Annotated in this window: 22 protein-coding genes and 1 pseudogene; 15 read left to right on the top strand and 8 right to left on the bottom strand. The window is 54.1% G+C overall.

Annotated elements, in window-relative coordinates; translation table 11 throughout:
• Window positions 1-192: 192 nt before the first annotated feature.
• Both fusA and tuf read left to right on the top strand, forming a co-directional pair.
• On the top strand, window positions 193-2,322 hold the full coding sequence (fusA, locus tag ACXM2N_RS01785) for an elongation factor G (protein WP_458489436.1): 2,130 nt from the start codon (window positions 193-195) through the stop codon (window positions 2,320-2,322).
• Between the two features lie 370 nt (window positions 2,323-2,692).
• Complete coding sequence (gene tuf / locus ACXM2N_RS01790) at window positions 2,693-3,883, top strand: elongation factor Tu (protein ID WP_458489438.1); 1,191 nt, start codon at window positions 2,693-2,695, stop codon at window positions 3,881-3,883.
• Between the two features lie 82 nt (window positions 3,884-3,965).
• On the opposite strand, the gene ACXM2N_RS01795 is transcribed toward tuf, so the two are convergent.
• Together ACXM2N_RS01795 and ACXM2N_RS01800 are read right to left on the bottom strand one after the other, a co-directional pair.
• The gene (locus tag ACXM2N_RS01795; protein ID WP_458489440.1) at window positions 3,966-6,050 is read right to left on the bottom strand and encodes a RecQ family ATP-dependent DNA helicase; all 2,085 of its coding nucleotides are present in this window, start codon (window positions 6,048-6,050) and stop codon (window positions 3,966-3,968) included.
• Window positions 6,051-6,203: 153 nt separating this feature from the next.
• Complete coding sequence (locus ACXM2N_RS01800; RefSeq protein ID WP_458489442.1) at window positions 6,204-6,386, bottom strand: hypothetical protein; 183 nt, start codon at window positions 6,384-6,386, stop codon at window positions 6,204-6,206.
• 295 nt (window positions 6,387-6,681) lie between these two features.
• On the opposite strand from ACXM2N_RS01800, the gene ACXM2N_RS01805 reads away from it, so the two are divergent.
• A complete protein-coding gene (locus ACXM2N_RS01805) occupies window positions 6,682-7,344 on the top strand; it encodes a hypothetical protein (protein ID WP_458489444.1) in 663 nt (220 codons plus the stop codon).
• A 41-nt stretch (window positions 7,345-7,385) separates the two neighbouring features.
• A pseudogene (locus ACXM2N_RS01810) lies at window positions 7,386-7,935 on the top strand (DUF421 domain-containing protein).
• 71 nt (window positions 7,936-8,006) lie between these two features.
• Here ACXM2N_RS01810 and ACXM2N_RS01815 read toward each other — a convergent pair.
• The 4 genes from ACXM2N_RS01815 to ACXM2N_RS01830 all read right to left on the bottom strand — a co-directional run bounded on the left by ACXM2N_RS01815 (window position 8,007) and on the right by ACXM2N_RS01830 (window position 14,011).
• Complete coding sequence (locus ACXM2N_RS01815) at window positions 8,007-9,701, bottom strand: ABC transporter family substrate-binding protein (protein ID WP_458489446.1); 1,695 nt, start codon at window positions 9,699-9,701, stop codon at window positions 8,007-8,009.
• A 346-nt stretch (window positions 9,702-10,047) separates the two neighbouring features.
• Window positions 10,048-11,994: an ABC transporter ATP-binding protein gene (locus tag ACXM2N_RS01820; protein WP_458489448.1), complete on the bottom strand. Its 1,947-nt coding sequence runs from the start codon at window positions 11,992-11,994 to the stop codon at window positions 10,048-10,050.
• Entirely contained in the window at window positions 11,994-13,025 is a 1,032-nt protein-coding gene (locus ACXM2N_RS01825; RefSeq protein WP_458489450.1) for an ABC transporter permease, read from the bottom strand. Before ACXM2N_RS01825 ends, ACXM2N_RS01820 begins: the two co-directional genes overlap by 1 nt.
• A 2-nt stretch (window positions 13,026-13,027) precedes the next feature.
• Window positions 13,028-14,011 (bottom strand): ABC transporter permease, encoded by a 984-nt coding sequence (locus tag ACXM2N_RS01830; protein ID WP_458489452.1) that lies wholly within the window; start codon window positions 14,009-14,011, stop codon window positions 13,028-13,030.
• Between the two features lie 1,053 nt (window positions 14,012-15,064).
• Here ACXM2N_RS01830 and rpsJ point away from each other — a divergent pair.
• From rpsJ to rpsQ, 11 genes are read left to right on the top strand one after another with little or no spacing between them, the layout of a single operon-like run.
• A complete protein-coding gene (rpsJ, locus tag ACXM2N_RS01835; protein ID WP_003848085.1) occupies window positions 15,065-15,370 on the top strand; it encodes a 30S ribosomal protein S10 in 306 nt (101 codons plus the stop codon).
• 33 nt (window positions 15,371-15,403) lie between these two features.
• A complete protein-coding gene (rplC, locus tag ACXM2N_RS01840) occupies window positions 15,404-16,060 on the top strand; it encodes a 50S ribosomal protein L3 (protein WP_458489454.1) in 657 nt (218 codons plus the stop codon).
• Complete coding sequence (rplD, locus tag ACXM2N_RS01845; protein WP_458489456.1) at window positions 16,057-16,710, top strand: 50S ribosomal protein L4; 654 nt, start codon at window positions 16,057-16,059, stop codon at window positions 16,708-16,710. The genes rplC and rplD overlap by 4 nt, the downstream gene beginning before the upstream one ends.
• Window positions 16,710-17,015, top strand: a complete 306-nt coding sequence (gene rplW, locus ACXM2N_RS01850) for a 50S ribosomal protein L23 (RefSeq protein WP_458489458.1) — start codon at window positions 16,710-16,712, stop codon at window positions 17,013-17,015. The genes rplD and rplW overlap by 1 nt, the downstream gene beginning before the upstream one ends.
• A gap of 21 nt (window positions 17,016-17,036) precedes the next feature.
• A complete protein-coding gene (gene rplB, locus ACXM2N_RS01855) occupies window positions 17,037-17,879 on the top strand; it encodes a 50S ribosomal protein L2 (RefSeq protein ID WP_458489460.1) in 843 nt (280 codons plus the stop codon).
• A 16-nt stretch (window positions 17,880-17,895) separates the two neighbouring features.
• Window positions 17,896-18,171 (top strand): 30S ribosomal protein S19, encoded by a 276-nt coding sequence (gene rpsS, locus ACXM2N_RS01860; protein WP_025251893.1) that lies wholly within the window; start codon window positions 17,896-17,898, stop codon window positions 18,169-18,171.
• Window positions 18,172-18,174: 3 nt separating this feature from the next.
• Window positions 18,175-18,534, top strand: coding sequence for a 50S ribosomal protein L22 (gene rplV, locus ACXM2N_RS01865; RefSeq protein WP_458489462.1), 360 nt, complete (start codon window positions 18,175-18,177; stop codon window positions 18,532-18,534).
• The gene (gene rpsC / locus ACXM2N_RS01870) at window positions 18,534-19,277 is read left to right on the top strand and encodes a 30S ribosomal protein S3 (protein ID WP_458489464.1); all 744 of its coding nucleotides are present in this window, start codon (window positions 18,534-18,536) and stop codon (window positions 19,275-19,277) included. The genes rplV and rpsC overlap by 1 nt, the downstream gene beginning before the upstream one ends.
• A gap of 3 nt (window positions 19,278-19,280) precedes the next feature.
• Window positions 19,281-19,697: a 50S ribosomal protein L16 gene (gene rplP, locus ACXM2N_RS01875; RefSeq protein ID WP_458489466.1), complete on the top strand. Its 417-nt coding sequence runs from the start codon at window positions 19,281-19,283 to the stop codon at window positions 19,695-19,697.
• Window positions 19,697-19,927, top strand: coding sequence for a 50S ribosomal protein L29 (gene rpmC / locus ACXM2N_RS01880; protein ID WP_458489468.1), 231 nt, complete (start codon window positions 19,697-19,699; stop codon window positions 19,925-19,927). The genes rplP and rpmC overlap by 1 nt, the downstream gene beginning before the upstream one ends.
• 2 nt (window positions 19,928-19,929) lie before the next feature.
• Window positions 19,930-20,208 (top strand): 30S ribosomal protein S17, encoded by a 279-nt coding sequence (gene rpsQ, locus ACXM2N_RS01885; protein ID WP_458489470.1) that lies wholly within the window; start codon window positions 19,930-19,932, stop codon window positions 20,206-20,208.
• Window positions 20,209-20,436: 228 nt separating this feature from the next.
• Here the strand turns inward: rpsQ and ACXM2N_RS01890 are convergent, their stop codons facing one another.
• Together ACXM2N_RS01890 and ACXM2N_RS01895 are read right to left on the bottom strand one after the other, a co-directional pair.
• Window positions 20,437-22,035, bottom strand: coding sequence for a GTPase (locus ACXM2N_RS01890; protein ID WP_458489472.1), 1,599 nt, complete (start codon window positions 22,033-22,035; stop codon window positions 20,437-20,439).
• On the bottom strand, window positions 22,035-23,795 hold the full coding sequence (locus ACXM2N_RS01895) for a dynamin family protein (protein ID WP_458489474.1): 1,761 nt from the start codon (window positions 23,793-23,795) through the stop codon (window positions 22,035-22,037). The genes ACXM2N_RS01890 and ACXM2N_RS01895 overlap by 1 nt, the downstream gene beginning before the upstream one ends.
• Window positions 23,796-23,810: the final 15 nt, after the last annotated feature.

The raw sequence follows: 23,810 nt of genomic DNA on the forward strand, positions 1-23,810 counted from the left end.
GCAAGAAAACGTGGCTACCGCAACGCAATCATTTAGGCCTTGACCTTGGGATTTAGGGTTTCACCAAACGGAATCCTCAAAGTTTTGGCACTATTGATAAAGAAAACTATTCAGTAACGGCGTTCATTCGGGCGAGTTCACTAAAAAAGAACAGCTCACATTGATCGCCCGCTACAAAAGTTAGGGTATAACGTGGCACCACAAGAAGTGCTTAAGGATCTGAACAAGGTCCGCAACATCGGCATCATGGCCCACATCGATGCTGGTAAGACTACCTGTACCGAACGTATTCTGTTCTACACAGGTATCAACCGTAAGGTGGGCGAGACTCACGACGGCGCATCCACCACCGACTGGATGGAGCAGGAGAAGGAGCGCGGTATTACCATTACCTCCGCTGCTGTGACCTGTTTCTGGAACGGTAACCAGATCAACATCATTGACACCCCTGGTCACGTTGACTTCACTGTTGAGGTTGAGCGTTCCCTCCGTGTTCTCGACGGCGCAGTTGCTGTCTTCGACGGCAAGGAAGGCGTTGAGCCACAGTCTGAGCAGGTTTGGCGTCAGGCTGCGAAGTACGATGTTCCTCGCATCTGCTTCGTGAACAAGATGGACAAGATGGGTGCAGACTTCTACTACACCGTTGGCACCATCGTTGACCGTTTGGGTGCAAAGCCATTGGTTCTGCAGCTGCCAATCGGTGCAGAAGATGACTTCGACGGCGTAGTTGACCTTCTTGAAATGAAGGCAATCACCTGGCGCGGCAAGGTTGAGACCGGTGCTGAGCCAACCATCGAGGAGATCCCAGCCGACCTTCAGGAGAAGGCTGAAGAATGGCGTGAGAAGCTCATCGAGCAGGTTGCTGAATCCGATGAAGAACTCATGGAGAAGTACTTCGGTGGCGAAGAGCTGACTCTTGAGGAAATCAAGGGCGCTATCCGCAAGATGACCGTTAACTCCGAGGCAAACCCAGTTCTGTGTGGTTCTGCATACCGCAACAAGGGTATCCAGCCTCTGCTGGACGCAGTTGTTGACTACCTGCCAACTCCATTGGACATCGGCGAGGTTCACGGCCACGCTGTGAACGACGATTCCAAGGACCTGGTACGTAAGCCTTCCGTTGATGAGCCTTTCTCCGCTCTTGCATTCAAGATCGCTGCTCACCCATTCTTCGGCAAGCTGACCTTCGTACGTGTCTACTCCGGTATCGTTGAGCCAGGCGCACAGGTAGCTAACTCCACCAAGTCCAAGAACGAGCGCATTGGTAAGCTGTTCCAGATGCACGCCAACAAGGAAAACCCTGTTGAGGAAGCACGCGCTGGTAACATCTACGCGTTCATCGGTCTGAAGGACACCACCACCGGTGACACCCTCTGCGACAAGAATGACCAGATCATTCTCGAGTCCATGGACTTCCCGGATCCAGTTATCAAGGTTTCCATCGAGCCAAAGACCAAGGCTGACCAGGAGAAGCTCGGTGTAGCTATCCAGAAGCTGGCTGAAGAGGACCCAACCTTCACCGTTGAGCTTGATGAGGAAACCGGCCAGACCGTTATCGGCGGCATGGGCGAGCTCCACCTCGACGTTCTTGTTGACCGCATGAAGCGCGAATTCAAGGTTGAGGCAAACATCGGTAACCCACAGGTTGCTTACCGCGAGACCATCCGCAAGGCTGTGGATCGCGTCGAGTACACCCACAAGAAGCAGACCGGTGGTTCCGGCCAGTTCGCAAAGGTCATCGTTGCATTCGAGCCTTACAACCCAGATCCAGAGACCTTGGAAGAGGGCGAGTCCGCAACCTACGCATTCGAGAATGCAGTTACCGGTGGTCGTATTCCTAAGGAGTACATCCCATCCGTTGACGCTGGTATCCAGGATGCAATGCAGTACGGCTACCTCGCAGGCTTCCCACTGGTAAACATCAAGGCTACTCTGCTCGATGGTGCTTACCACGACGTTGACTCCTCCGAAATGGCCTTCAAGCTCGCTGGTTCTCAGGCACTGAAGGAAGGCGTTGCAAAGGCAAAGCCAGTTCTGCTCGAGCCAGTTATGGCCGTTGAGGTTGTTACCCCTGAGGAGTACATGGGTACCGTTAACGGTGACATTTCCTCCCGCCGTGGCCAGGTTTACGCAATGGAAGACCGCTCCGGTGCGAAGGTAGTTCGCGCTAAGGTTCCACTGTCCGAGATGTTCGGCTACATTGGTGACCTGCGTTCCTCCACTGCAGGCCGTGCAAACTTCTCCATGGTTTTCGATTCCTACGCAGAGGTTCCAACCTCCGTTGCAACCGAAATCATTGCAGAGCGTAACGGCACCGCATAAATAATTGCTTTCTCGGTTCCTTCATTTCCTGCGCAAGTGCGCACAACGTGCTAGTTAGAAATGAAGGAACTGGGGTAGCGGCCCACTGAATATTCAGCAATCTAAATAAAACTTCCGACTCAAGCGAGTAACGCTCTTCTGATGAGGAATTGCTGTTTTTGAATATTGAGTAGGCCGTTACCCTGTTTGATCCCAAAAGATCTCATAACGGTTTGAAAAACAACGCGTGGGGACACTAGGATCATGTAACTGGCACATTTGTAATCGTTGTTCTTGCCAGATCACCGAATTAGTGGTCGAAAGAGCAGCACACTAACCACACTGTGAAAAACTATTTCGCAGTTACTACTTACGTCCAGGAGGACATACAGTGGCAAAGGCAAAGTTCGAGCGTAAGAAGCCGCACGTTAACATCGGTACCATTGGTCACGTTGACCACGGTAAGACCACCACCACCGCGGCTATCACCAAGGTTCTGGCTGACGTCTACCCAGAGGAGAACGAGGCTTTCGCTTTCGACGCTATTGACAAGGCGCCGGAAGAGAAGGAACGTGGTATTACCATCAACATCTCCCACGTTGAGTACAACACCCCTAAGCGCCACTACGCACACGTTGACGCTCCAGGCCACGCTGACTACATCAAGAACATGATCACCGGTGCAGCTCAGATGGACGGCGCTATCCTCGTTGTTGCTGCAACTGACGGCCCAATGCCTCAGACCCGTGAGCACGTTCTGCTCGCTCGCCAGGTTGGCGTTCCTTACATCCTCGTTGCACTGAACAAGTGCGACATGGTTGACGATGAGGAAATCATCGAGCTCGTTGAGATGGAGATCCGTGAGCTGCTCGCTGAGCAGGACTACGATGAGGAAGCTCCAATCGTTCACATCTCCGGCCTGAAGGCTCTGGAGGGCGACGAGAAGTGGGTTGAGTCCATCAAGGAGCTCATGCAGGCTTGTGACGACTCCATCCCAGATCCAGTTCGTGAGACCGAGAAGCCATTCCTCATGCCTATCGAGGACATCTTCACCATCACCGGTCGTGGCACCGTTGTTACCGGTCGTGTTGAGCGCGGTTCCCTGAGCGTTAACGAAGACGTCGAGATCATCGGCATCAAGGACAAGTCCACCTCCACCACCGTTACCGGTATCGAGATGTTCCGTAAGCTGCTCGACTACACCGAGGCTGGCGACAACTGTGGTCTGCTGCTTCGTGGTATCAAGCGCGAGGACGTTGAGCGTGGCCAGGTTGTTATCAAGCCAGGCGCTTACACCCCTCACACCGAGTTCGAGGGCTCTGTATACGTTCTGTCCAAGGACGAGGGTGGCCGCCACACCCCATTCTTCGACAACTACCGCCCACAGTTCTACTTCCGCACCACCGACGTTACCGGTGTTGTGAAGCTTCCTGAGGGCACCGAGATGGTTATGCCTGGCGACAACGTCGACATGTCCGTCACCCTGATCCAGCCAGTTGCTATGGACGAGGGCCTGCGCTTCGCTATCCGCGAGGGCTCCCGCACCGTTGGCGCTGGTCGCGTTACCAAGATCATCAAGTAATGATCATTTGCTAGCGCACTGCTAGCATCTAACGCATAAAGGCCACTTCCTAATGGAAGTGGCCTTTAGTCATGCTTCGGTCCTAACTGGATGTAGCTAGGGCTAAAGTAAGGACCTCTGCGCCGTAAGACTCTGCTACGTCGGCAGCTACGATCGTGGAACTCCATCCGGTGTCGACTACGTCCGTCAGCAACAAAACAGTTGATCCTCTCTCAATGGTAAGGGAGCCAGTTTCAAAGAATGAATTCAATGCGTTTACCCGCAGGACAGAGTTGTGTGCAGTGGGGTGCTCTCCGCGGGGTTTGACCGTACCGGCGAAAGACATTTTGCCGATTTCGGCGATCGCAGCACCGATGGCCTCCATCATTGCGCTGCGCTCTGGGTTATTGCTTCCCATAACGGCAATGCTGTTCGGTCTAGTCTCCCACTCCCATGAGGATAAAACCTTAATAATTACCGGAAGCCACGGGTCTTGCCGCCAAGGCGGGGTGGGTACGTAGGAATTTTCTCTGAGAAGCGTGGTAAGAGCCGGCCCGCGGGTGACGTCGTTGAGGCGTCCAAGAGCTTTGCCTTGATGTGTTCCACGGATCTTCCCTCTGCGTATAGAACCTGCGGGCCACATTTTGCGGTGGGGGATAGGTACCCCAGGCTTACTCAGCTGCTGGGCCATAGATTGTGCTGTAGCCGGCGTGATAGATGTTGAGAAGCTTTCGCCGCGACAGTTGTCGCAGCGCCCACAAGCAGAATTATTGTCTGCCGTGGGATCATTAAGAAGATTTCTAAGAAAGAGCATTCGGCAGCCCTCTGTTCGCTGGTAAGCAATCATTGAGTCTTGCTCTCGTTTTCGGGCTTCGGCGACACCGGCGTAGCGGTCCTGGTCATACTCCCAAGAATTGCCGGTTGCTATCCATCCCCCTTTAACGCGCTGTACTGCACCATCAACATCCAAAACTTTGAGAGCTTGCTCGATCCGGCTACGCGATAGATCCACGTATGCTTCCAGTTTGGCGGTGGACAATGGCTCGCTCGACAAAGCCTTAATGAGGGTGTGAACGGTCTCCTCGTTTGGCATGGAGACGGATGCGAAATAGTCCCAGATCTGTTTATCCTCTGGTCCAGGAAGTAGGATGACTTCCGCATGTTCTGTAGCGCGTCCAGCGCGGCCTACCTGCTGGTAGTAGCTAACGGGTGAACTCGGTGCACCGAGGTGGATGACAAAGGAGAGATCTGGTTTGTCAAAGCCCATTCCTAAAGCACTCGTAGCCACCAATGCTTTGAGTTCGTTATTGATTAAAGCTTGCTCCAACGCCTCGCGTTCTCCGGCTTCTGTCTTGCCAGTGTACGAAGCAACGTTGTGACCTATGCTGCGTAGGGCTTGGGCGAGCTCCTCTGCTGCAGAAACAGTCAAGCAATAGATGATGCCCGTTCCAGAGATTTGTGAAAGGGCTTGCGCGATCCAAGCCGGACGCTGAGAGGGGTCGTTCAAGTGGACAACATTGAGGCTCAGTGAGTCACGTTCCAGCCCACCCCTTAAGACACCCGTTTCTTTGCCTAGCTGAGTAGCGATGTCATGAACGACACGATCGTTTGCGGTGGCTGTGGTAGCGAGGACAGGTGTGGTGGGTGGGAGACTGTCGAGAAGGGTCTTAATACGGCGGTAGTCTGGGCGGAAGTCGTGGCCCCAGTCAGAAATGCAATGAGCCTCATCTACTACGACCATGCCCACAGCTAGCGACAGGTTTTGAAGGATGTTGTTGCGAAAGTCAGGGTTGTTGAGACGCTCCGGGCTGATCAGAAGAACATCTACTAAGCCTGCATTGATATCGTCTTGGATTCCGTTCCACTCAGTAATGTTTGCGGAGTTAATGGTGGCAGCCCTAATCCCCGCTTTTGCAGCAGCTTCCACTTGGTTGCGCATCAGGGCTAGGAGTGGGGAGATGATTACGGATGGTCCGAGACCGCGGGTACGGAGCAGCTTGGCAGCGATAAAGTACACGGCCGACTTGCCCCATCCGGTACGCTGAACCATCAGCATGCGACGGTGGTTGTTAACTAGTTCATTAATGGCTGACCACTGATCGTCACGCAATGAGGCTTCAGGTGAGGCGATCAGTTGAAGGAGCGAATTGGCTTCTTCACGAGTTGCTAGTGGGGTAGTGGTATGCACGCGGAGCTTCCTTAAGTTGGTGGCTTTTTGTACACCCCACCCTACTGGCACGTGTTCGTTCTGATTGAGGAGTCCACTAAAGAGGTTATTTTTGTGGAGAAGTAGCCAGTGAAACAGCCTTGCCAGCTTGTCATCTGTGGATAGCTAAGCAGCCTAGTGAAAATCCTTGAAGTTGGAGTGGTAGAACCTCTCCTTGGGATCGTTGTTGCGGACGTAGGTGCCATCTTCTAACTGCTGGTGCGATGACTTAGTGTGGCCGCCAGTGTGCCACAGCGTGGCCAAAATCGCGCTGCCGAGAGCTAAGACTACGATGAGGACGATACCTGTGATGGTCATATGAACTCCTTCTGTGAATGGTTTTCCGTCCAAGAGATCTTTGTTATGGCTCGCCCGAGCTAGAGAGTTAAATTGCCAGGCCGCGGATTCCCATTGTCGGTGTGCCGGACAGGGCGGATACTTCCTCTTTCGGTCGACTGATATAAATTCTATTCACTGAGCATTAAAGAGATGGGACCGCTGCAGCTAAAAAGCAGGCTCAAAATTGAGCATTATCTCTGTTAGCTGCACTGATATCCGTTGAGCAGAGGTAGTGTGAATCAGTTGAATTAAATACGTCGCTAGAATGGTCAGGGTGAATGATCCCACCCGAATCCCCAAAGTCTTAGAAGCAGTACGCAACGCATGGGAAGGGCAGCCGGACCTTACCTTTGGGGCCATCGTGGGGATTTTCGAAAACCATGGATTATCGTGGGCTAGCACTGATGGAGAAGCAGAAAACATTGCGCTTAACATCGCTGCCCAGCATCCACCGCGCCTGACAAGACACATGCTCGAGGATGCTTCGTTTACCGTGAGGGTTGCACCTAACAGCACGGTTAAAGGAATGCAGTACACAATCAGCCGAGACCATGTGGTGGTTGATCGGGGCCCAAGCGCAGTGCTAGCAGCTTGGCGCCACACAGGAATTGTACAAAGCACGGTGGGCGGTCCGTTGAAAATCCGAGATGTAAACGGAAACGTGCAGCGGTGTGGCATCATCGAACTCATCAGCAAGAATTCGCCTGTAACTGATCGAGCTCTCGTGATGTGTGCTGACGGCTCCGAGGTGGATCTCCAATTCCCTCATGCCACAGTGGTGGTCAGGGGCAGGCGAGCTACAGATATCGACACTTACCGCCTAAGCCGCAGGCCAAACGTTAGGGAAGGCGAGCCGCTTCGACTTGAGCTAGCTTCTGACAAGTCTGACAGTCAGGTGAAACTCGGCGTAGTTGAGTGTGTCATGCATGTTGGTTAAAAATTCCTATACGCGAAAGTGTGAAACCAGGAGCCTCATCAATGGACGAGTTTAAAATGCACATGACTGAATCGCTCATGATTGAGCTGTGGCGCATTCCGGTAGTCATGTTGTCCGCAGTTGGAATTTACGTAGCATTCCTAGCTGCTGATTAAGATATTTGGATCGCGTGTGATGAGCCGGATGACAGCTTTTGACGCTGTCGTCGTTGTGATGTTTGGAGCAGTGGCGGGGCGCGTAATCCTGGGCCATCCGCCAACTCTTGCCGCCGGTGTCATTGGTCTCGCAACACTCATGATTCTTGAGGCGATATTCGGCGCAGTCAGAAGTTTTGGTGCTGTACGGCGGGCCTTTGATGCGAGGCCGCAGGTCGTTTTTGCCCAAGGTCAGATGATAGAGAGCCAGCTGAAGAAGACGCACCTCTCGCGCTCAGACATTAGGTTGGCCATCCGGCGCGCGGGCATCCAGCGAATGGCTGATGTGCAGGGCATCATCTTGGAACCTACCGGAGATCTTTCCGTTTACCGCATGGGGCAGCCCATTGATCCAGAGCTCCTCAAAGGTGTCGTGGGAAAACAATTTTTGATGTAGATAAACGAGAGCGGGCGGTTCACAGAAGTGAACCGCCCGCTTAGCATGTACCAAGCGTTAGCTCGGGATGTTTACTCTGCTTCCCAGCCGATGTTCTCAACTGGAACGGAAGCGAAGGAGTATGCGCCGAAGTTAGCGAGGCCAGGCTTCACAGCAACGATGTCTGGGCCATTAGCGTAAGGCATGATGCCGAAGGTTGCGAATGCTTCCTTCTCCAGCTCGTTAGCTCGAGCGATTTGCTCATCAGCTTCAGGGATTGCCTGGAGCTCGCGGATTTTCTCATCGAGCTCTGGGGTACCGGTGCCGGACTTGTTCAGCTCGGAATCAGAGTTGTAGATCTGACCAAAGTAAGCGACACCGAATGGGTCGGAGGAAGAGAAGCCCATGAGGAAGATATCGAAGTCTTTCTCTGTGACGACCTTAGAGAAGTCAGAGGATGGGCGCTCAACGATCTCAACCTTGACTCCGACGTCACTCAGCATCTTCTGAATTGCTGCGGCGGTGGTCTTCGTGGTGTCAGAGTCACCAGTGATGACGTAGCGCAGGGTAAGCTGCTCGCCGTCCTTCTCGCGAACGCCTTCTGCACCCTCTGTCCAGCCAGCCTCATCGAGGAGGGACTTAGCCTTCTCTTGGTCGTAGGAAACTACGGAGCCAAAGTTGTCTTCGTATCCTTCCTGGGTCTGGAACAAGGTGAAGGATCCTGGCAGTTCTTCGGTGTAGTCCAGGCCGTTGAACGCGATAGCTGCAAGCTGGGAGCGGTCGATGGCAGTGAAGATAGCCTCGCGAACAGCGATGTCCTCCAGTGCTGGAGCGTCCGAGTTCAGGGTGACCAAGTAGTTGGATGGGGTCAGGGAGGTGCGGATCTCAGCTGCGTCGCCCATGTCCTTGGCAACGGTGTAGCGCTCGTTGGAAGACGCTCCGGTGGCGTCAATTTCGCCTGCTTTGAACGCGTTCAGGGAAGCCTGGGATTCCATCTGACGGTAAGTGAACTTGTCAAGCTTACCTTCTTCGCCCCACCAGTTTTCGTTCTTTACGAAGGTGACAGTGCCGCCCTGGAAGTCGATGTTATCGATCTTGTAAGGTCCTGCACCCCACTCAGGGTGAACCTCGTTTACGTATGCCTCATTGAACTTTTCAGCGGAGTCAACCTGTGGTGGCAAGAGGTAGTTGAACAGACCCTCCCACCATGGGTATGCCTGTTTGAAAGTGATAACAACCTGCTTGTCGGACTCGCCGCGCTCAACGGACTCGATCTGCTCGTAGCCGTCGGTGGAGGAAGGAACTACGCCTTCCATTTCGCCGTTGTTGTACTTCCAGGTGTGCTCGAAAACGGTCCAGTCGATTGGGGTGCCGTCGTTGTACTGAGCTTCCTCGACGATGTCGTAGGTAACAACAGTCTTGCCATCCACAATCTTGTCGGAAACGTTGGAGATGTAGGCAGGGTTAGCGTAGAAAGTGCCGTCACCTTCGAAGAGGCCGATCTGTGGGTTGTACCAATCCCAAACGTTGTTGGTGTACAGGGTTGCGTCAGCATGGAATGGGTTTTGCTGCAGAGAGATCTCAGTAATTGCGAGCGTAAGCTCGCCACCGTCCTTGATCTGATCGCGCTCGAGCTGATTGTAGTCACCATCAGCCTTGATCTCAGCGCCACCTGCGGTGCCCTCTGGGGCGGAAGAGCTGGAATCGTCGGATGAGCAAGCGGACAGTGCGAGAGCAAATACAGCAACCGATGCTACAGATGCATTGCGCAACTTCTTCATCTTCATGAGAGTCACCTTTCTCGGTAAGGGGAAAGTTATATTTTTCGGGTAATCTGCAAGTCTTTTCAACATTTCACTAAGCGCAAGCCGGACGCTCTCTCTGAGAGAAACGGCTGGACTAAGCAGTTAGCAGATCAATATGTGGAGGAGTTTGCACCCTAGGAAAGCAACCGCTCAGCGTAAAGCAACTGCAGCAACCTTCCACGGGGACAAGCTCCTTGCACCTTGGATCCTGAGAGCTGAGGTAGAAGGTTTTATCTCGTTGTCACAGGGACATCAGACCTTCTACCGATTTTAGAATATTTACCTATAGCTCTACAGGGGATTTGGTTCGTAATTCGAAACTAAAGTCCTATTTCCTAGATATTTGCTCCGAGGCACTGAAATCAGTGCCAGGTTCTAGGACGATTCGGGTACGGTTTCGTTCAACCTCGGGATCTGGAATCGGGATAGCCGAAAGCAGAGCACGGGTGTATGGATGCTGAGGATTATCGAATATCTCATCCACAGCTCCCTGCTCTACGAAGTCACCCTTGTACATCACGGCCACGCGGTCCGACAGGTGACGTACCACTGAGAGATCGTGAGCAACGAAGAGATAAGAAATCCCTAGCCGGCGCTTCAGATCCTCAAGCAGGTTGATGACACCGGCCTGAATTGAGACGTCCAGCGCTGACACAGGCTCATCCAGAACGATGATGGAAGGATTGGTAGCTAAGGCGCGTGCCAAACCAATGCGCTGGCGCTGGCCGCCAGAGAAGTGACCTGGGAAGCGATCAATTTGGCTGGAATCCAACCCCACGAGCTTCATCAGTTCTCGGACACGTGCTTCCTTGTCACCTTCGAAACCGAGGGCGTCGAGAGGCTCGGATAGGATCTCCTTAATAGTAAGACGTGGGTTCAGGGAACTCATAGGATCCTGGAACACCATTTGGATATCCTTGCGCGCGTTTCGGCGCTCACTGCGGTTGAACTTGGACGTGTCTTTGCCATTCAGTCGCACCACTGTGCCTTCGGGAGCGTTGAGCTCCATGATTTCGAGCAGCGTGGTGGTCTTGCCGGAACCGGATTCGCCAACGATTGCCATGCACTCGCCCTCGCGAATGTCGAAGCTAACGCCCTTGACTGCATGGACAGTGCCTACACGACGCTTCACAATAGCGCCCTTGATGAGTGGGAATTCCTTCTTGAGGTTCTCTACCTCCAGGGTTATTTTTCGATCTTCACGTGGAACGCCTTCGAAGACATCTTCAGACAGCTGTGGAAGAGGGAACAGGCGCTGGCCGTCAATCTTCTTATCTACGATTTCGTGAGCACGTACGCATGCCGCGCGGTGAGATCCGATTTCAGAGTCAGATGCGGAGGCAACCTCCGTAAGCTCCGGTTCCTTAGCCAAACAGGCGTCAACAGCAATGGGGCAACGTGGAGCAAACTGACACTTGTTTTCAACGTTGATCAGGACTGGTGGGGAGCCAACGATCGGTGTAAGTGGCTCATCAGAAGAGATGTCCACGCGCGGAGTGGAACCCAACAGACCGATGGTGTACGGCATCTTCGGGTTGTTGAAGGTGGAAATTACGTCAGCATGCTCAACTGGGCGTCCACCGTACATAACCATTACGTCGTCGGCGATGCCGGCGACAACACCCATGTCGTGGGTAATCATGATGGTGGCGGCGCCAGTTTCTTTTTGGGCAACCTTGAGAACGTCCAGGATCTGTGCCTGGATTGTAACGTCCAATGCAGTGGTTGGCTCATCAGCAATGAGAACGCGTGGCTTGTTTGCAATTGCGATTGCGATAACTACGCGCTGACGCATTCCGCCCGAAAATTCATGGGGGAATGACTTCAGGCGAAGCTGTGGCTCTGGAATGCCCACCAAATCGAGCAGTTCTGCAGCTTCCTTCAAAGCAGCGCTCTTTGAAATATTCTGGTGTGCTTGCAGGGCCTCAGTGAGCTGGGATCCAATATCGAACACCGGAGTCAGCGCAGATAGAGGATCCTGGAAGATCATGCCAATGCCCTTGCCACGGATCTTCGACATTTCCTTGTCGTTCTTGGTGAGAAGCTCTTCACCATCGAACTTAACGGATCCCGAGATCTTGGCATATTCCGGAAGCAAGCCCATGACGGCCATGGACGTGACAGATTTACCGGATCCGGACTCGCCCACAATGCCCAAGGTGCGGCCAGGGTAGAGATCGAAGTTGACTCCACGTACTGCAGAGACGGAGCCTGCTTCGGACGGGAAGTTTACGGAGAGATCTTTAACGCTCAGGATTGGTGATTGTACGTTCATTATGCCTTGCCTCCGGAGTTGGAGTTAGGGTCGAGTGCGTCACGCAAGCCATCTGCGATAAATGCAACGGAAATGGTGACGAGGGTAAGGGTGATTGCTGGGAAGTAGAACAGCCACGGAGCAGACTGCAATGTAGCCGCACCGCCGGACAAAAGGGTGCCGAGGGAAACGTCCGGCATCTTTACGCCTAAGCCCAAGAACGAGAGGGCCGTCTCGGACATAACTGCGGAAACAACGCCCAACGTGAACTGAATAATCAGCAGGGAGCCGATATTAGGAACTAGGTGGCGGACAATGGTGCGAGGACGGGAGACGCCCATGTAGTCAGCTGCACGAACGTAGTCGTTTTCGCGGATGGACAGTGCGAGTGACCAGATCACACGTGCCGGATACATCCAGCCAAAAAGGATCAAGACAACAATGAGCATCTTCCAATCGCCACCAGCATCAGACACAAGCAGTGCGATCAGCAAGAATGTTGGAATGGCGAGCAGGAAGTGAATCAGAACCAGGACTACTTTCTCAACCCATCCGCCGTAGAGTGCAGCACCTGCACCAATAATTGCGGACAGGAAAGTTACGAGTAGCGATACCGTTACGCCAATAATTAAGGAACGGCCGAGGCCATGTGCGACCTGAGCGAACAAGTCATTACCCACACCGTTGGTACCAAAGTAGTGCTCCGGGGATGGTGGTTGGGAAAGACTTAAGAAGTCAGGTTCTGAGTATGTCCACGGAGTCATGAACTGGCCAACAACAGCAAAGACAGACAGCAATACGAAGATGATCAGGCCGACTACTGCCAGTTTGTTGCGCATGAAGCGGCGAAGATACAACTTGCTCTTCGAAATAGATTGAACAGCACCGGCATCGGTCGTGTCGGTTAGTGTGCCAGCTGCTGCGGTGTTACCTATGCCCATCGATTGGGGCTCAGCTGCGGCGTTGATATCAGGCTGCATGCTGGTTCGGCGAGTAGCGGCTGGCGCTACTTCTCCCTCATGGTTGGAAGGTTTCATGTTGTTATCAGCCATGTTTAGTTCACCCTGACTCGTGGATCGAGAGCAACCACAATAATGTCAGCCAGAATTGCAGAAATTGCGGTAGTGAGAGCACCGAATGCTGCAACGGCTGCTGCACCGTGGACGTCGTTGGTGTTGATGGTATCGATGAAGTACTGGCCCATGCCGTTCCAAGCGAAGATCTGCTCAGTCATGACCGCACCGGTGAAGATACCTGGGACAGAGAAGGCAACAGAGGTTGCGACTGGGATGATGGAGGTACGCAGTGCGTGCTTGCGGATAGCGGCCTTGCGGGTGAGACCTTTAGCGCGTGCCGTTCGGACATAGTCCGCGTTCAAGTTATCCAGCAACAGGGTTCGCTGCATCATGTGGTAGCTCGCGTAGGAAATGATGACCAGAGATATGGTTGGCAACGTTAGATGCTGGAGAAGATCTACGATCTTTGGGAAGAATCCTTGAACATCTGGGTTGGAAGCGCCAGTTACCCAGAAGACGCGCTTGCCTACAAGCTCATTAATAGCCAATCCGCCGGCCACGACGAAAATAGAAGCAACTACGACGTGAGTATTCATTGCGATGATGGAGGCGCCCTGCCAGAAACGGTCACCTCGCTTGTACTGGTTCGAAGCGGTGTACACGCCAATAGCAACGCCGATGATCACGGAAAGGATGGTTGCCAGAAGAAGGAGCTGAGCAGATACCCAGATACGGTAAGCAACCTGCTCATTGACGGAGTCGCCAACAGGGGAGACGCCCCAGTCCCAGTGGAGCAGAATGCTCGTCAGCCATTCCCACCAACGCTCGAGAAGAGGGGTATTGGGATCTAGATTCTTTGGTTCCAAATTCTGAGAGATCTGCTCTGGCGTAAGTGGTGGTCGCCTTGCAACATAGTTGGAGCGTGGATCCAAGAAGACGGATGCAAGTAAGTAAGCAATGTTTGTTGCCAAGAAGACTACGAGCGTCCAGCTCGCGACTTTCTTCAGGATGTATTTGATCATGTTGTATTCCTCATGGCCTTGGTTCCTTCCATATCGGATACAGTTCCGGCACCATGTGAGCTTCGAACACGAGCTCCCCTCGGCATGACGTCTCCGTATGATGTGGATACAAAATCAATCGCAGTGTTGGGTAGGTCACTACTTATTGGTATGCACCTTATAGGAACCTGTTAGTAAATATGGAATCGGTAGTGAGTTATCTACTAGCGCCGGTGAGGTGCTTAAAAAGAGGCAATTATTAGCAAAATGTGCATAAAGCCTAGTTAACACATGTAAAAGTATGCTTTATCAATTGTGACCTGAGCGATAATGCAGGGGTAAATATGGTGTGCGCTATGAAAATAATTTCGATAGCCTGATCAAAAATTGCCGCTTTTGCTCAAGAGTTGTTGGTTCTATCCCCGGAATATGTCACTCGGCGTATATATGCGTCTCTTCGTGGGTGGCTCTAGTTGTGGAGCGATACGGGAAAGAAAATCTTTTTTTAAAAAGTCCTTGCAACCGTTTGTTATTCGTGATTAAATACAAGGGTTGCTTTAACAAGACAGGAATGAACTGCTTGAAAGTTCAACGGGAAAGCTCAAGAAATTGAGAGTTCCCTTTAATTTTTGTCCGCAGTTCGGGACCTGATGTTGGTAAGGCAACCATGACACCTTCGAGGTGGTAGCGAAACTTCGGTTTCACTACGCGTCAAGGATCTTCAAGGGCAAGGCTGTTATGCCGGTTCGCCTTGAAGGCCGGACACATCGAATGGGCATGGCAAATAAACAGCGGCAGTATACGTGAATGGATCACGCTTATCACGAGTATTAGATCCCTTCCGGCTTGACTGCGGGGTTCTCACTTGTACTCCCCGGTTGAGGCATCAATGGCAGTTGTTTATCAGTCTGCCCGCTTGAGTGCCGGCAAGTCGTAAATATGACAAGTCAAGTTAAGAACTGGCGTTGCGCCCAGGCCCTATGAACATGGTCCGGACAACGTTATAGAGAAATTGAAATAAGCGATTCCCACCAATCATTTAATGATGTGGGACTAGCGAGGAAGAGGATAAGCGTGGCGGGACAAAAGATCCGCATTCGGCTGAAGGCCTACGATCACGAGGCAATTGACGCTTCTGCAAAGAAGATTGTTGAGACCGTTACTCGTACCGGTGCTCGTGTTGTTGGTCCAGTGCCATTGCCTACCGAAAAGAACGTATACGCCGTTATTCGTTCTCCACACAAGTACAAGGATTCTCGCGAGCACTTCGAGATGCGCACTCACAAGCGCCTCATCGACATCCTCGACCCAACGCCGAAGACCGTTGACGCTCTCATGCGTATCGATCTTCCGGCAAGTGTCGATGTAAATATTCAGTGATCGACGGAATTTTTAACATCGGAGAACTAACTAATGAGTGAAAACGAGATCAAGGGCATTCTGGGCACCAAGCTCGGCATGACTCAGATCTTCGACGAGGAGAACCGCGTTGTTCCGGTTACCGTCGTTGAAGCTGGTCCATGTGTAGTAACCCAGATTCGCACCGCAGAAACCGATGGCTACTCCGCCATCCAGATCGCCTACGGCGAGATCGACCCACGCAAGGTAAACAAGCCTGCTGCAGGTCACTTCAAGAAAGCTGGCGTTACCCCACGTCGCCACGTAGCAGAGATCCGCATGGATGATGTTTCTGCTTACGAGGTTGGTCAGGAAGTAACCGCGTCCATCTTCGACGGCATTGAGTTCGTTGATGTAACCGGTACCTCCAAGGGTAAGGGCTACGCCGGTGGTATGAAGCGCCACGGCTTTGCTGGTCAGGGTGCATCCCACGGTAACCAGGCTGCTCACCGTCGTGTTGGTGGCATTGGTGCATGTGCAACCCCAGGCCGCATTTTTAAGGGCAAGCGTATGGCTGGCCGCATGGGTCAAGACCGCGTCACCACCCAGAACCTCAAGGTTCAGAAGATTGACGCTGATGCAAACCTCATCCTGATCAAGGGCGCTATCCCAGGCGTACGTGGTGGCATCGTAACCGTTAAGACCGCAGTGAAGGGCGGTGCACACGCATGACCAATCTGAAGTTGGACGTACACACCGCAGAGGGCAAGACCGACGGTGCTGTTGAGCTGCCAGCGGAGATCTTCGACCGCGAAGTCTCCATCGCGCTCATGCACCAGGTTGTTAACGCACAGCTCGCTGCAAAGCGTCAGGGTACCCACTCTGCAAAGACTCGCGCTGAAGTAAGTGGCGGTGGCCGCAAGCCATTCCGTCAGAAGGGCACCGGCCGAGCTCGTCAGGGCTCCATCCGTGCACCTCACTTCACCGGTGGTGGTATTTCACACGGCCCTAAGCCACGTGACTACTCCCAGCGCACCCCTAAGAAGATGATCAAGGCTGCTCTCTACGGCGCACTGTCTGATCGTGCACGCCACGATCGCATTCACGTCGTTTCTGAGCTGGTTCCTGGTCAGACCCCTTCTACTAAGTCCGCACGTGCGTTCTTCGAGCGCCTGACCGACCGTCGCAACGTACTGTTCGTTGTTGGTCGCGAGGACATCAATGCACAGAAGAGTGCTCGTAACCTGCCTGGCGTACACATCCTGCACGCTGATCAGCTGAACACCTACGACGTTCTCAAGTCTGATGACGTTGTGTTCTCCGTCGAGGCTCTTAACACCTTCATCGATCGCGCTACCGGCGCATCCAAGGAGGAGAAGTAATGGCTAAGATCGCTGATCCACGTGACATCATTCTCGCCCCAGTTGTATCTGAGAAGTCTTACGGCTTGATGGAGGAAGGCACCTATGTGTTCTTCGTAGCTCCATCCGCTAACAAGACTGAAATCAAGATTGCAATCGAGCAGATCTTCGGCGTGAAGGTCGCCTCCGTTAATACTCTTAACCGTGCAGGTAAGCGCAAGCGTTCCCGCACCGGTTTCGGTACTCGTAAGGCAACCAAGCGCGCTTACGTGACGCTCGCTGAGGGCAGCGACGCTATCGATCTCTTCGGCGGCTCTGCTGCTTAAGGATTGAGGTAAGGACAAATTATGGCTATTCGTAAGTACAAGCCGACAACCCCGGGTCGCCGCCAGAGCTCTGTTTCTATGTTTGAGGAGCTAACCCGCTCCACTCCAGAGAAGTCTCTGCTTCGCCCACTCCCTAAGAAGGGCGGCCGTAACGTTCACGGCCACATCACCGTTCGCCACAAGGGCGGTGGCCACAAGCGCCAGTACCGTGTCATCGACTTCCGTCGTACTGACAAGGACGGCATTCCAGCTAAGGTCGCTCACATCGAGTACGACCCAAACCGTACCGCTAACATTGCTCTTCTGCACTACGTAGATGGCGAGAAGCGTTACATCATCGCTCCTAAGGGCATCAAGCAGGGCCAGATCGTTGAAGCTGGTCCAAACGCAGACATCAAGGTTGGCAACAACCTGCCACTGCGCAACATCCCTGCAGGTACCGTTATCCACAACGTTGAGCTCAAGCCAGGCGCTGGCGCTAAGCTCGCTCGTTCCGCTGGTGCTTCTGTACAGCTGCTGGGTAAGGCTGGCAAGTACGCAGTTCTGCGTATGCCATCCTCTGAAATCCGTCGCGTCGACATCCGCTGCCGCGCAACTGTTGGTGAGGTCGGCAACGCTGACCAGATCAACATCCGTTGGGGCAAGGCTGGCCGTATGCGTTGGAAGGGCGTTCGCCCAACCGTCCGTGGTGTCGTAATGAACCCGGTCGATCACCCACACGGTGGTGGTGAAGGTAAGACTTCCGGTGGTCGTCACCCAGTGTCCCCATGGGGCAAGAAGGAAGGCCGTACCCGTAACCCTAACCGTTACAGCAACAACATGATCGTTTCTCGTCGTAAGACGAAGAACTCCAAGAAGCGCTAAGAGGAGGTAACGCACAATGCCACGTAGCCTTAAGAAGGGCCCATTCGTAGATGAGCACCTCCTCAACAAGGTTGATGCTCAGAACGAGAAGGGCACCAAGCAGGTAATCAAGACCTGGTCCCGCCGTTCCACCATTTTGCCGGACTTCATCGGTCACACCTTCGCCGTTCACGACGGTCGTAAGCATGTGCCGGTATTTGTGGACGACTCCATGGTTGGCCACAAGCTCGGTGAATTTGCTCCAACCAAGACCTTCAAGGGTCACATCCAGGACAAGAAGGGACGTCGATAAGCGATGAGTGACGCAATCACTTCCGCGAAGGCAACTGCCCGCTTCGTCCGTGTATCCCCAATGAAGGCACGCCGCGTAATCGACCTGGTTCGCGGTAAGTCCGTTGAGGAAGCACTGGCAATCTTGAAGTACGCTCCACAGGCTGCTTCCGAGCCAGTTGCAAAGGTTGTTGCTTCCGCAGCAGCAAACGCAGAAAACAACTTCGGTCTGGATCCACGTACCCTGGTAATCTCTGAGGCATTTGCCGACGAGGGACCAACCATGCGTCGTTTCCAGCCACGCGCTCAGGGTCGTGCTTTCCAGATCCGTAAGCGCACCAGCCACATCACCGTGGTAGTCGAGAGCCAGGAAGGTGCCAAGTAATGGGACAGAAGATCCATCCTCACGGCCTCCGTTTGGGCATCACCTCTGAGTGGAAGTCCCACTGGTTCGCCGACAAGAATTACGCTGAGTACCTCGCAGAGGACATCAAGGTCCGCGAGTTCCTCACCAAGACCCTCGACCGCGCGGGCCTCGCTGACATCGTCATCGAGCGCACCCGTGACCGCGTCCGCGTAGATATTCACACCGCTCGTCCGGGCATCGTGATTGGTCGCCGTGGATCCGAGGCTGATCGCATCCGCCGCGAGCTCGAGAAGCTCACCGGCAAGCAGGTTGCGCTGAACATCCTCGAGGTCAAGAACATCGATGCGAACGCACAGCTCGTTGCTCAGTCTGTTGCTGAGCAGCTGGTAAACCGCGTTGCTTTCCGTCGTGCTATGCGCAAGGCTATTCAGTCTGCAATGCGTCAGCCACACGTCAAGGGCATCAAGGTTCAGTGTTCTGGTCGTCTCGGCGGTGCCGAGATGTCCCGCACCGAGCGCTACCACGAGGGTCGCGTTCCACTGCACACCCTCCGCGCCGAGATCGACTACGGCACCTACGAGGCTCACACCACCTTCGGCCGCATTGGCGTTAAGGTGTGGATCTACAAGGGTGACGTCGTTGGTGGCCGTCGCGAGAGCGAGATCAACGCACCAGAGCAGCGCCGTGGCCGCGGTGACCGTAACTCCCGACCTCGTCGTGGTGGTCAGCGCCGCAACCGTGCTGAGAAGCAGGAGGGCTAATCCATGCTGATTCCTAAGCGCGTTAAGTACCGTCGCCAGCACCGTCCAACCCGTTCTGGTGTTTCCAAGGGCGGTAACCGCATCAACTTCGGTGATTACGCTATCCAGGCTCTCGAGCCTGCATACATCACCAACCGTCAGATCGAGTCTGCACGTATTGCCATCAACCGCCACGTCAAGCGTGGTGGCAAGGTCTGGATCAACATCTTCCCAGACCGTCCACTCACCCAGAAGCCTCTCGGCGTTCGTATGGGTTCCGGTAAGGGCCCAGTGGAGAAGTGGGTTGCTAACGTTAAGCCAGGACGTATTCTCTTCGAAATGTCCTACCCTAACGAGGAAGTGGCACTTGAAGCTCTGCGCCGTGCAGGCCAGAAGCTCCCATGCAAGGTTCGTATCGTAAAGAAGGAGGACCAGTTCTAATGGCTACCGGTACCCCTGCACACGAGCTCCGCGAACTCAACGCTGAGGAGCTGAACACCCGTCTGACCGAGGCTAAGGAAGAGCTGTTCAACCTGCGCTTCCAGAAGGCAACCGGCCAGTTGACCAACAACCGCCGCATCGGCACCGTTAAGCGCGACATCGCTCGTATCTACACGGTTATCCGTGAGCGCGAGGTTGGCCTGTCCGAGGTTCCGGGAGCTGAGGCTTAATTATGAGTGAGGCAAACGTGAACAAGAAGGAAAAGGGCGCACGCAAGGTTCGTTCCGGCTACGTAATTTCCGACAAGATGGACAAGACCATCGTTGTCGAGCTGGAGAACCGTAAGCAGCACGCTCTCTACGGCAAGACCATCCGCACCAACTCCAAGGTGAAGGCACACGACGAAGAGGGCATCGCCGGTGTCGGCGACCTCGTTCGTATCGAGGAGTGCCGTCCACTTTCTAAGGACAAGCACTTCCGCCTGGTCGAGATCATCGAGAAGGCTAAGTAATCATCTGATTGCACCATCGATGACCTAAAGGTTATAGCCCGCAAGATTCGAAAGAATCTTGCGGGCTTTTCCCTTACCTCAAGGAAGTGGGCCTGTACCGCTGCTGGAGGCTAGGAATAAGGGGTAGTTAATCCGTGGTCCGGTAACGTCTCACCTGATTGAAAGCGGTGAGGTGGAATAAAGAAATCGGGCTAAGAAAGACAAATTTAGCTCTCTTAGCCCGATTTTTTAGCTTCCCGCCTTGGCTACCAGCTCATAGAAGCGTTGGTAATCGTTGCGGATCTTCACCAGTGGTGCTTGTACCTGTTCGGCTGAGACCTCAGCTACCTCATTATTGAGTGCCTTGCGGGTGCGTCTTTTGATTCCCGCGCCAATGAGCCCGCCAAACACTGCGGTGAGAAGTCCGAGAATGACACCCAGGAGAAGCCCACCCATGATCAACAGGGTAGGGATTGGCCAACCCTCAACCTGCGGAACCAGGTCATCACCTAACAGTGGGTGGAGTAATCCGGGCACGAATGCCACCGCTAAGTACCAGAGCACTCCTACCAAGGCCACAACTAGTGCGAGCCACTGGAAAAAGGTAAACAAGTTCCAACCCTTGGAGGGCTGCGCGGGCAGCTCGGTGCGGGCAACTGCGCGATCAAGATGTTCGGGGAGCTCGTCAACAATGGCCTCGGAGCGGTCGATGACAGCGGAGGCCCACTGATCCGGCAAGCCCTGGCTCACCGCGGCGGCGTAGATGCGTACGCCCTTGTTGGCTACCGCCTTGCTCGACGCATCGAGCGTTGGCATGGATGATCGGTGAACACCAATCTCATCAGCTTCCTCGCGTAGGCCGAGTCGCTTGAGCGGGTCTGCCTTGAGCCGCAGAAGCCAACTGGTGAGAAGCCAGCCGGTTTTCTGGCCGAGTCGCTTGCGATAGGCCGAGGCTGTGATGTCCGCTAGTCTGTCAACGCCAGCAGCATCGGAGAGATATGCATCCATCTCTTTTTTGGCGCTTTTGTCAAGGCCTTTGATTCCAGCGTTGTCTACGTATGGTGCGACGGCGCTGTTGATGTCAGCGGAAATTCGGGCCTGCTGCGCAGTGTGAGCACTAGCCACGCGGGCGATTGCTTTGCGCAGATCTTTAACACCCATTCCGGTGGCGGCGGATGTTGGGATTACCCGAACCTTCTTCAGACCATCTTCTACGAGTAACTGCTCCAAGGAGTTGGCCACGGTGGTGACGTCGCCTTCTGCGAGCTTATCCGCCTTATTTAGAACGGCCAGTGTTACTTGGCTGTGCGCAGCGTGGGGCTTGATGAAGTGGTCATGGATGATTGTGTCTGCGTATTTTTCCGGATCTGTCACCCAGACCAACACATCCACCTTGCCAGCGAGTTTAGTGGCGATCTTTCGGTTTTCGGGCTCAACTGAGTCAAAATCCGGTAGGTCCAGCAGAATGAGGGGGCCCGTGCCGTTGCCAAAATCGTCAGTGCGGTTTCGTCGGTCCTCAACGTCTAGCCAATCCAATAGTTCTTCGGATCCCTGAGGGTGCCACACAGCAGCTAGTGGGGAAGATGTAGTGGGGCGACGGGCGGCTGCTTTTCCTAAGTTCTCACCCACCACGGCATTAAATAGGGATGTCTTTCCTGATCCCGTGGCACCGAAGAATCCCACCACTGTATGGTCACCGGATAGCTCTCGGCGCTCAGCACCCGCGTCAGCGATCTTAAGTAACCGGTCATACTGCTCGGGAAGCAAATACGCCTGGCCTACTTCTGCTGCCTGTTCTAGAGATTCGAGTTTCTCGGACAGGGGCGCAGACTTCTTAAACAGGGCCATTAGTTCTCATCCTCCACATCAAGACTGGATCCGTTGTCCTCGGTGGCAGAAGGCTGGCCCTCTAGGGCCAGCGGCTGTGCCGCCTGCTTTTCTACGCTCCCCGCGGCCTCATCGGCTGCGGCGCGCAGCTGATCGGAGGTGGAGCCGTCGATAAGCGGGGCTATGACGGACTCGTAACGGTCACGTTCGGTAGCGAGCAGCTCACCCACGCGCGTGTTGAGATCCTCACGAGCCATCTTTGCCATGCGGCGAACGGTCTCCTCACCAAAGATTGTCTCCAGGAGCTTCTGGCCCACTACTGCGGATCCCGACGCTATGGCGATCTCGCCACCGGAAAGACCCGCAGTGGACGCGAATACAACCACCATCAACGAGACCGTGACAACGTTGAGACCGATTGACGCAATACGGGCAGTCTTGCGCTTCTGTCCGGCATTTTCTTGGATGTACTGGACGAGGTTGGCCTGCCACTCACGAACAAGTTGGGAGGCTTTTTCCTCGATATCGTTAGAGGCATAAGCCAAGGACTGATCAGCCACAGAACGAAGCTGTGGCGCAACGGAACCCAAGTGGCTCCACGAGCGGGTAGCGGCGGTGTCCGCAGCATCCACGATCACAGCGTGTAGGCCATGTTCGATCTCAGTCTCGACCTCTCGCACAGGGGCTGGCCTACCTGTAAACCAAGAACCGATCTTGTCTATCGCGGTGGAATACCACCGTTCAATCGTGCGGAACGCATCGGAGGTACCCACAAAGTCCTGCCAGCGTTGCAGGACTTCGTGGCGTAGCAGGTTGCCGTCACTAGTGGCATCAATAACGTGCTCAGCGGCGTTGTCATAGGTGGCATCCAACGCCTCGGACAGGTTGGCTGCGAACTCCTCGCTGCGTTGCTGAGTATCCGCTAGTTCGTAGACGCGGGAGTTCAACTTGCCCATCGCTCCCATGACGGTCTTGCCCGCCATGATGCGACGCGCTGCGGAATCGTCTGCCAACTTCTGCAAATGAACCCGGATAGGCGCCACAAGCTCATCCGGTAGGAAAGTACCGAAGTCTTTAGCCAAAGGAACGGTGAACAGGGTGGAGTCACCCAACCCAGCCTCCGCCATCATGCGGCGCAGATCATCAGGAACGGTAGCTGCGGAATCCTCGTCCACGCGGTTCAAAATCACAATGACTTCGATGTTGCGGGAGGCCGCATCGTGGAGGAAGTTCCACACCAACTGATCCGCGTAACGTGCTGGGGTGGTAACAAATACCCAAAGATCCGCGGCTGCGAGCAGCTGACCGGCAAGCTGGCGGTTCACATCATCAATGGAGTCAAAGTCTGGGGCATCCAGCAGAGCCATTCCTTGGGAAACGGCGTTGCTGGGAACAATGCGCAGGGACGTTGCCTGTGGATTCGCGGTAGCATCCCCACGCTCACGCGCCAAGCCGGGCAAGACGTGGGTGGAATTAAACCATGCCTCATCTTTTGGGTTGGTTACCAACACCGGCTGACGCGTGGTTGGTCGAATCACACCAGATTGCGTTACCTTCTCACCCACAATGGCGTTGACCAAGGTTGATTTACCACTGCCGGTGGAACCGCCGACCACGGCGAGGAGAGGCGCGTCAATGTTAGCCAGGCGAGGCAGAACGTAATCGTCCAGCTGATCCACTACAGCGCGGGCTTTACTGTGTGCTTCAGGATCTGTGCGGAACTCCGCACCAGCTACTACATCTCGCAGGTTGGTTACGGCGTCCAAGGTTGTAATACTCACCCCACCATTGTTCCA

Source organism: Corynebacterium sp. ZY180755, from assembly GCF_054331495.1.

What these genes read in the sequence shown, in the direction of transcription:
- ACXM2N_RS01800 (WP_458489442.1), bottom strand. Translation starts at nt 6,386, where the DNA reads ATGACCATCACAGGTATCGTCCTCATCGTAGTCTTAGCTCTCGGCAGC.
- ACXM2N_RS01815 (WP_458489446.1), bottom strand. Translation starts at nt 9,701, where the DNA reads ATGAAGATGAAGAAGTTGCGCAATGCATCTGTAGCATCGGTTGCTGTA.
- ACXM2N_RS01820 (WP_458489448.1), bottom strand. Translation starts at nt 11,994, where the DNA reads ATGAACGTACAATCACCAATCCTGAGCGTTAAAGATCTCTCCGTAAAC.
- ACXM2N_RS01825 (WP_458489450.1), bottom strand. Translation starts at nt 13,025, where the DNA reads ATGGCTGATAACAACATGAAACCTTCCAACCATGAGGGAGAAGTAGCG.
- ACXM2N_RS01830 (WP_458489452.1), bottom strand. Translation starts at nt 14,011, where the DNA reads ATGATCAAATACATCCTGAAGAAAGTCGCGAGCTGGACGCTCGTAGTC.
- rplC (WP_458489454.1), top strand. Translation starts at nt 15,404, where the DNA reads ATGAGTGAAAACGAGATCAAGGGCATTCTGGGCACCAAGCTCGGCATG.
- rplD (WP_458489456.1), top strand. Translation starts at nt 16,057, where the DNA reads ATGACCAATCTGAAGTTGGACGTACACACCGCAGAGGGCAAGACCGAC.
- rplW (WP_458489458.1), top strand. Translation starts at nt 16,710, where the DNA reads ATGGCTAAGATCGCTGATCCACGTGACATCATTCTCGCCCCAGTTGTA.
- rplB (WP_458489460.1), top strand. Translation starts at nt 17,037, where the DNA reads ATGGCTATTCGTAAGTACAAGCCGACAACCCCGGGTCGCCGCCAGAGC.
- rpsS (WP_025251893.1), top strand. Translation starts at nt 17,896, where the DNA reads ATGCCACGTAGCCTTAAGAAGGGCCCATTCGTAGATGAGCACCTCCTC.
- rplV (WP_458489462.1), top strand. Translation starts at nt 18,175, where the DNA reads ATGAGTGACGCAATCACTTCCGCGAAGGCAACTGCCCGCTTCGTCCGT.
- rpsC (WP_458489464.1), top strand. Translation starts at nt 18,534, where the DNA reads ATGGGACAGAAGATCCATCCTCACGGCCTCCGTTTGGGCATCACCTCT.
- rplP (WP_458489466.1), top strand. Translation starts at nt 19,281, where the DNA reads ATGCTGATTCCTAAGCGCGTTAAGTACCGTCGCCAGCACCGTCCAACC.
- rpmC (WP_458489468.1), top strand. Translation starts at nt 19,697, where the DNA reads ATGGCTACCGGTACCCCTGCACACGAGCTCCGCGAACTCAACGCTGAG.
- rpsQ (WP_458489470.1), top strand. Translation starts at nt 19,930, where the DNA reads ATGAGTGAGGCAAACGTGAACAAGAAGGAAAAGGGCGCACGCAAGGTT.
- ACXM2N_RS01890 (WP_458489472.1), bottom strand. Translation starts at nt 22,035, where the DNA reads ATGGCCCTGTTTAAGAAGTCTGCGCCCCTGTCCGAGAAACTCGAATCT.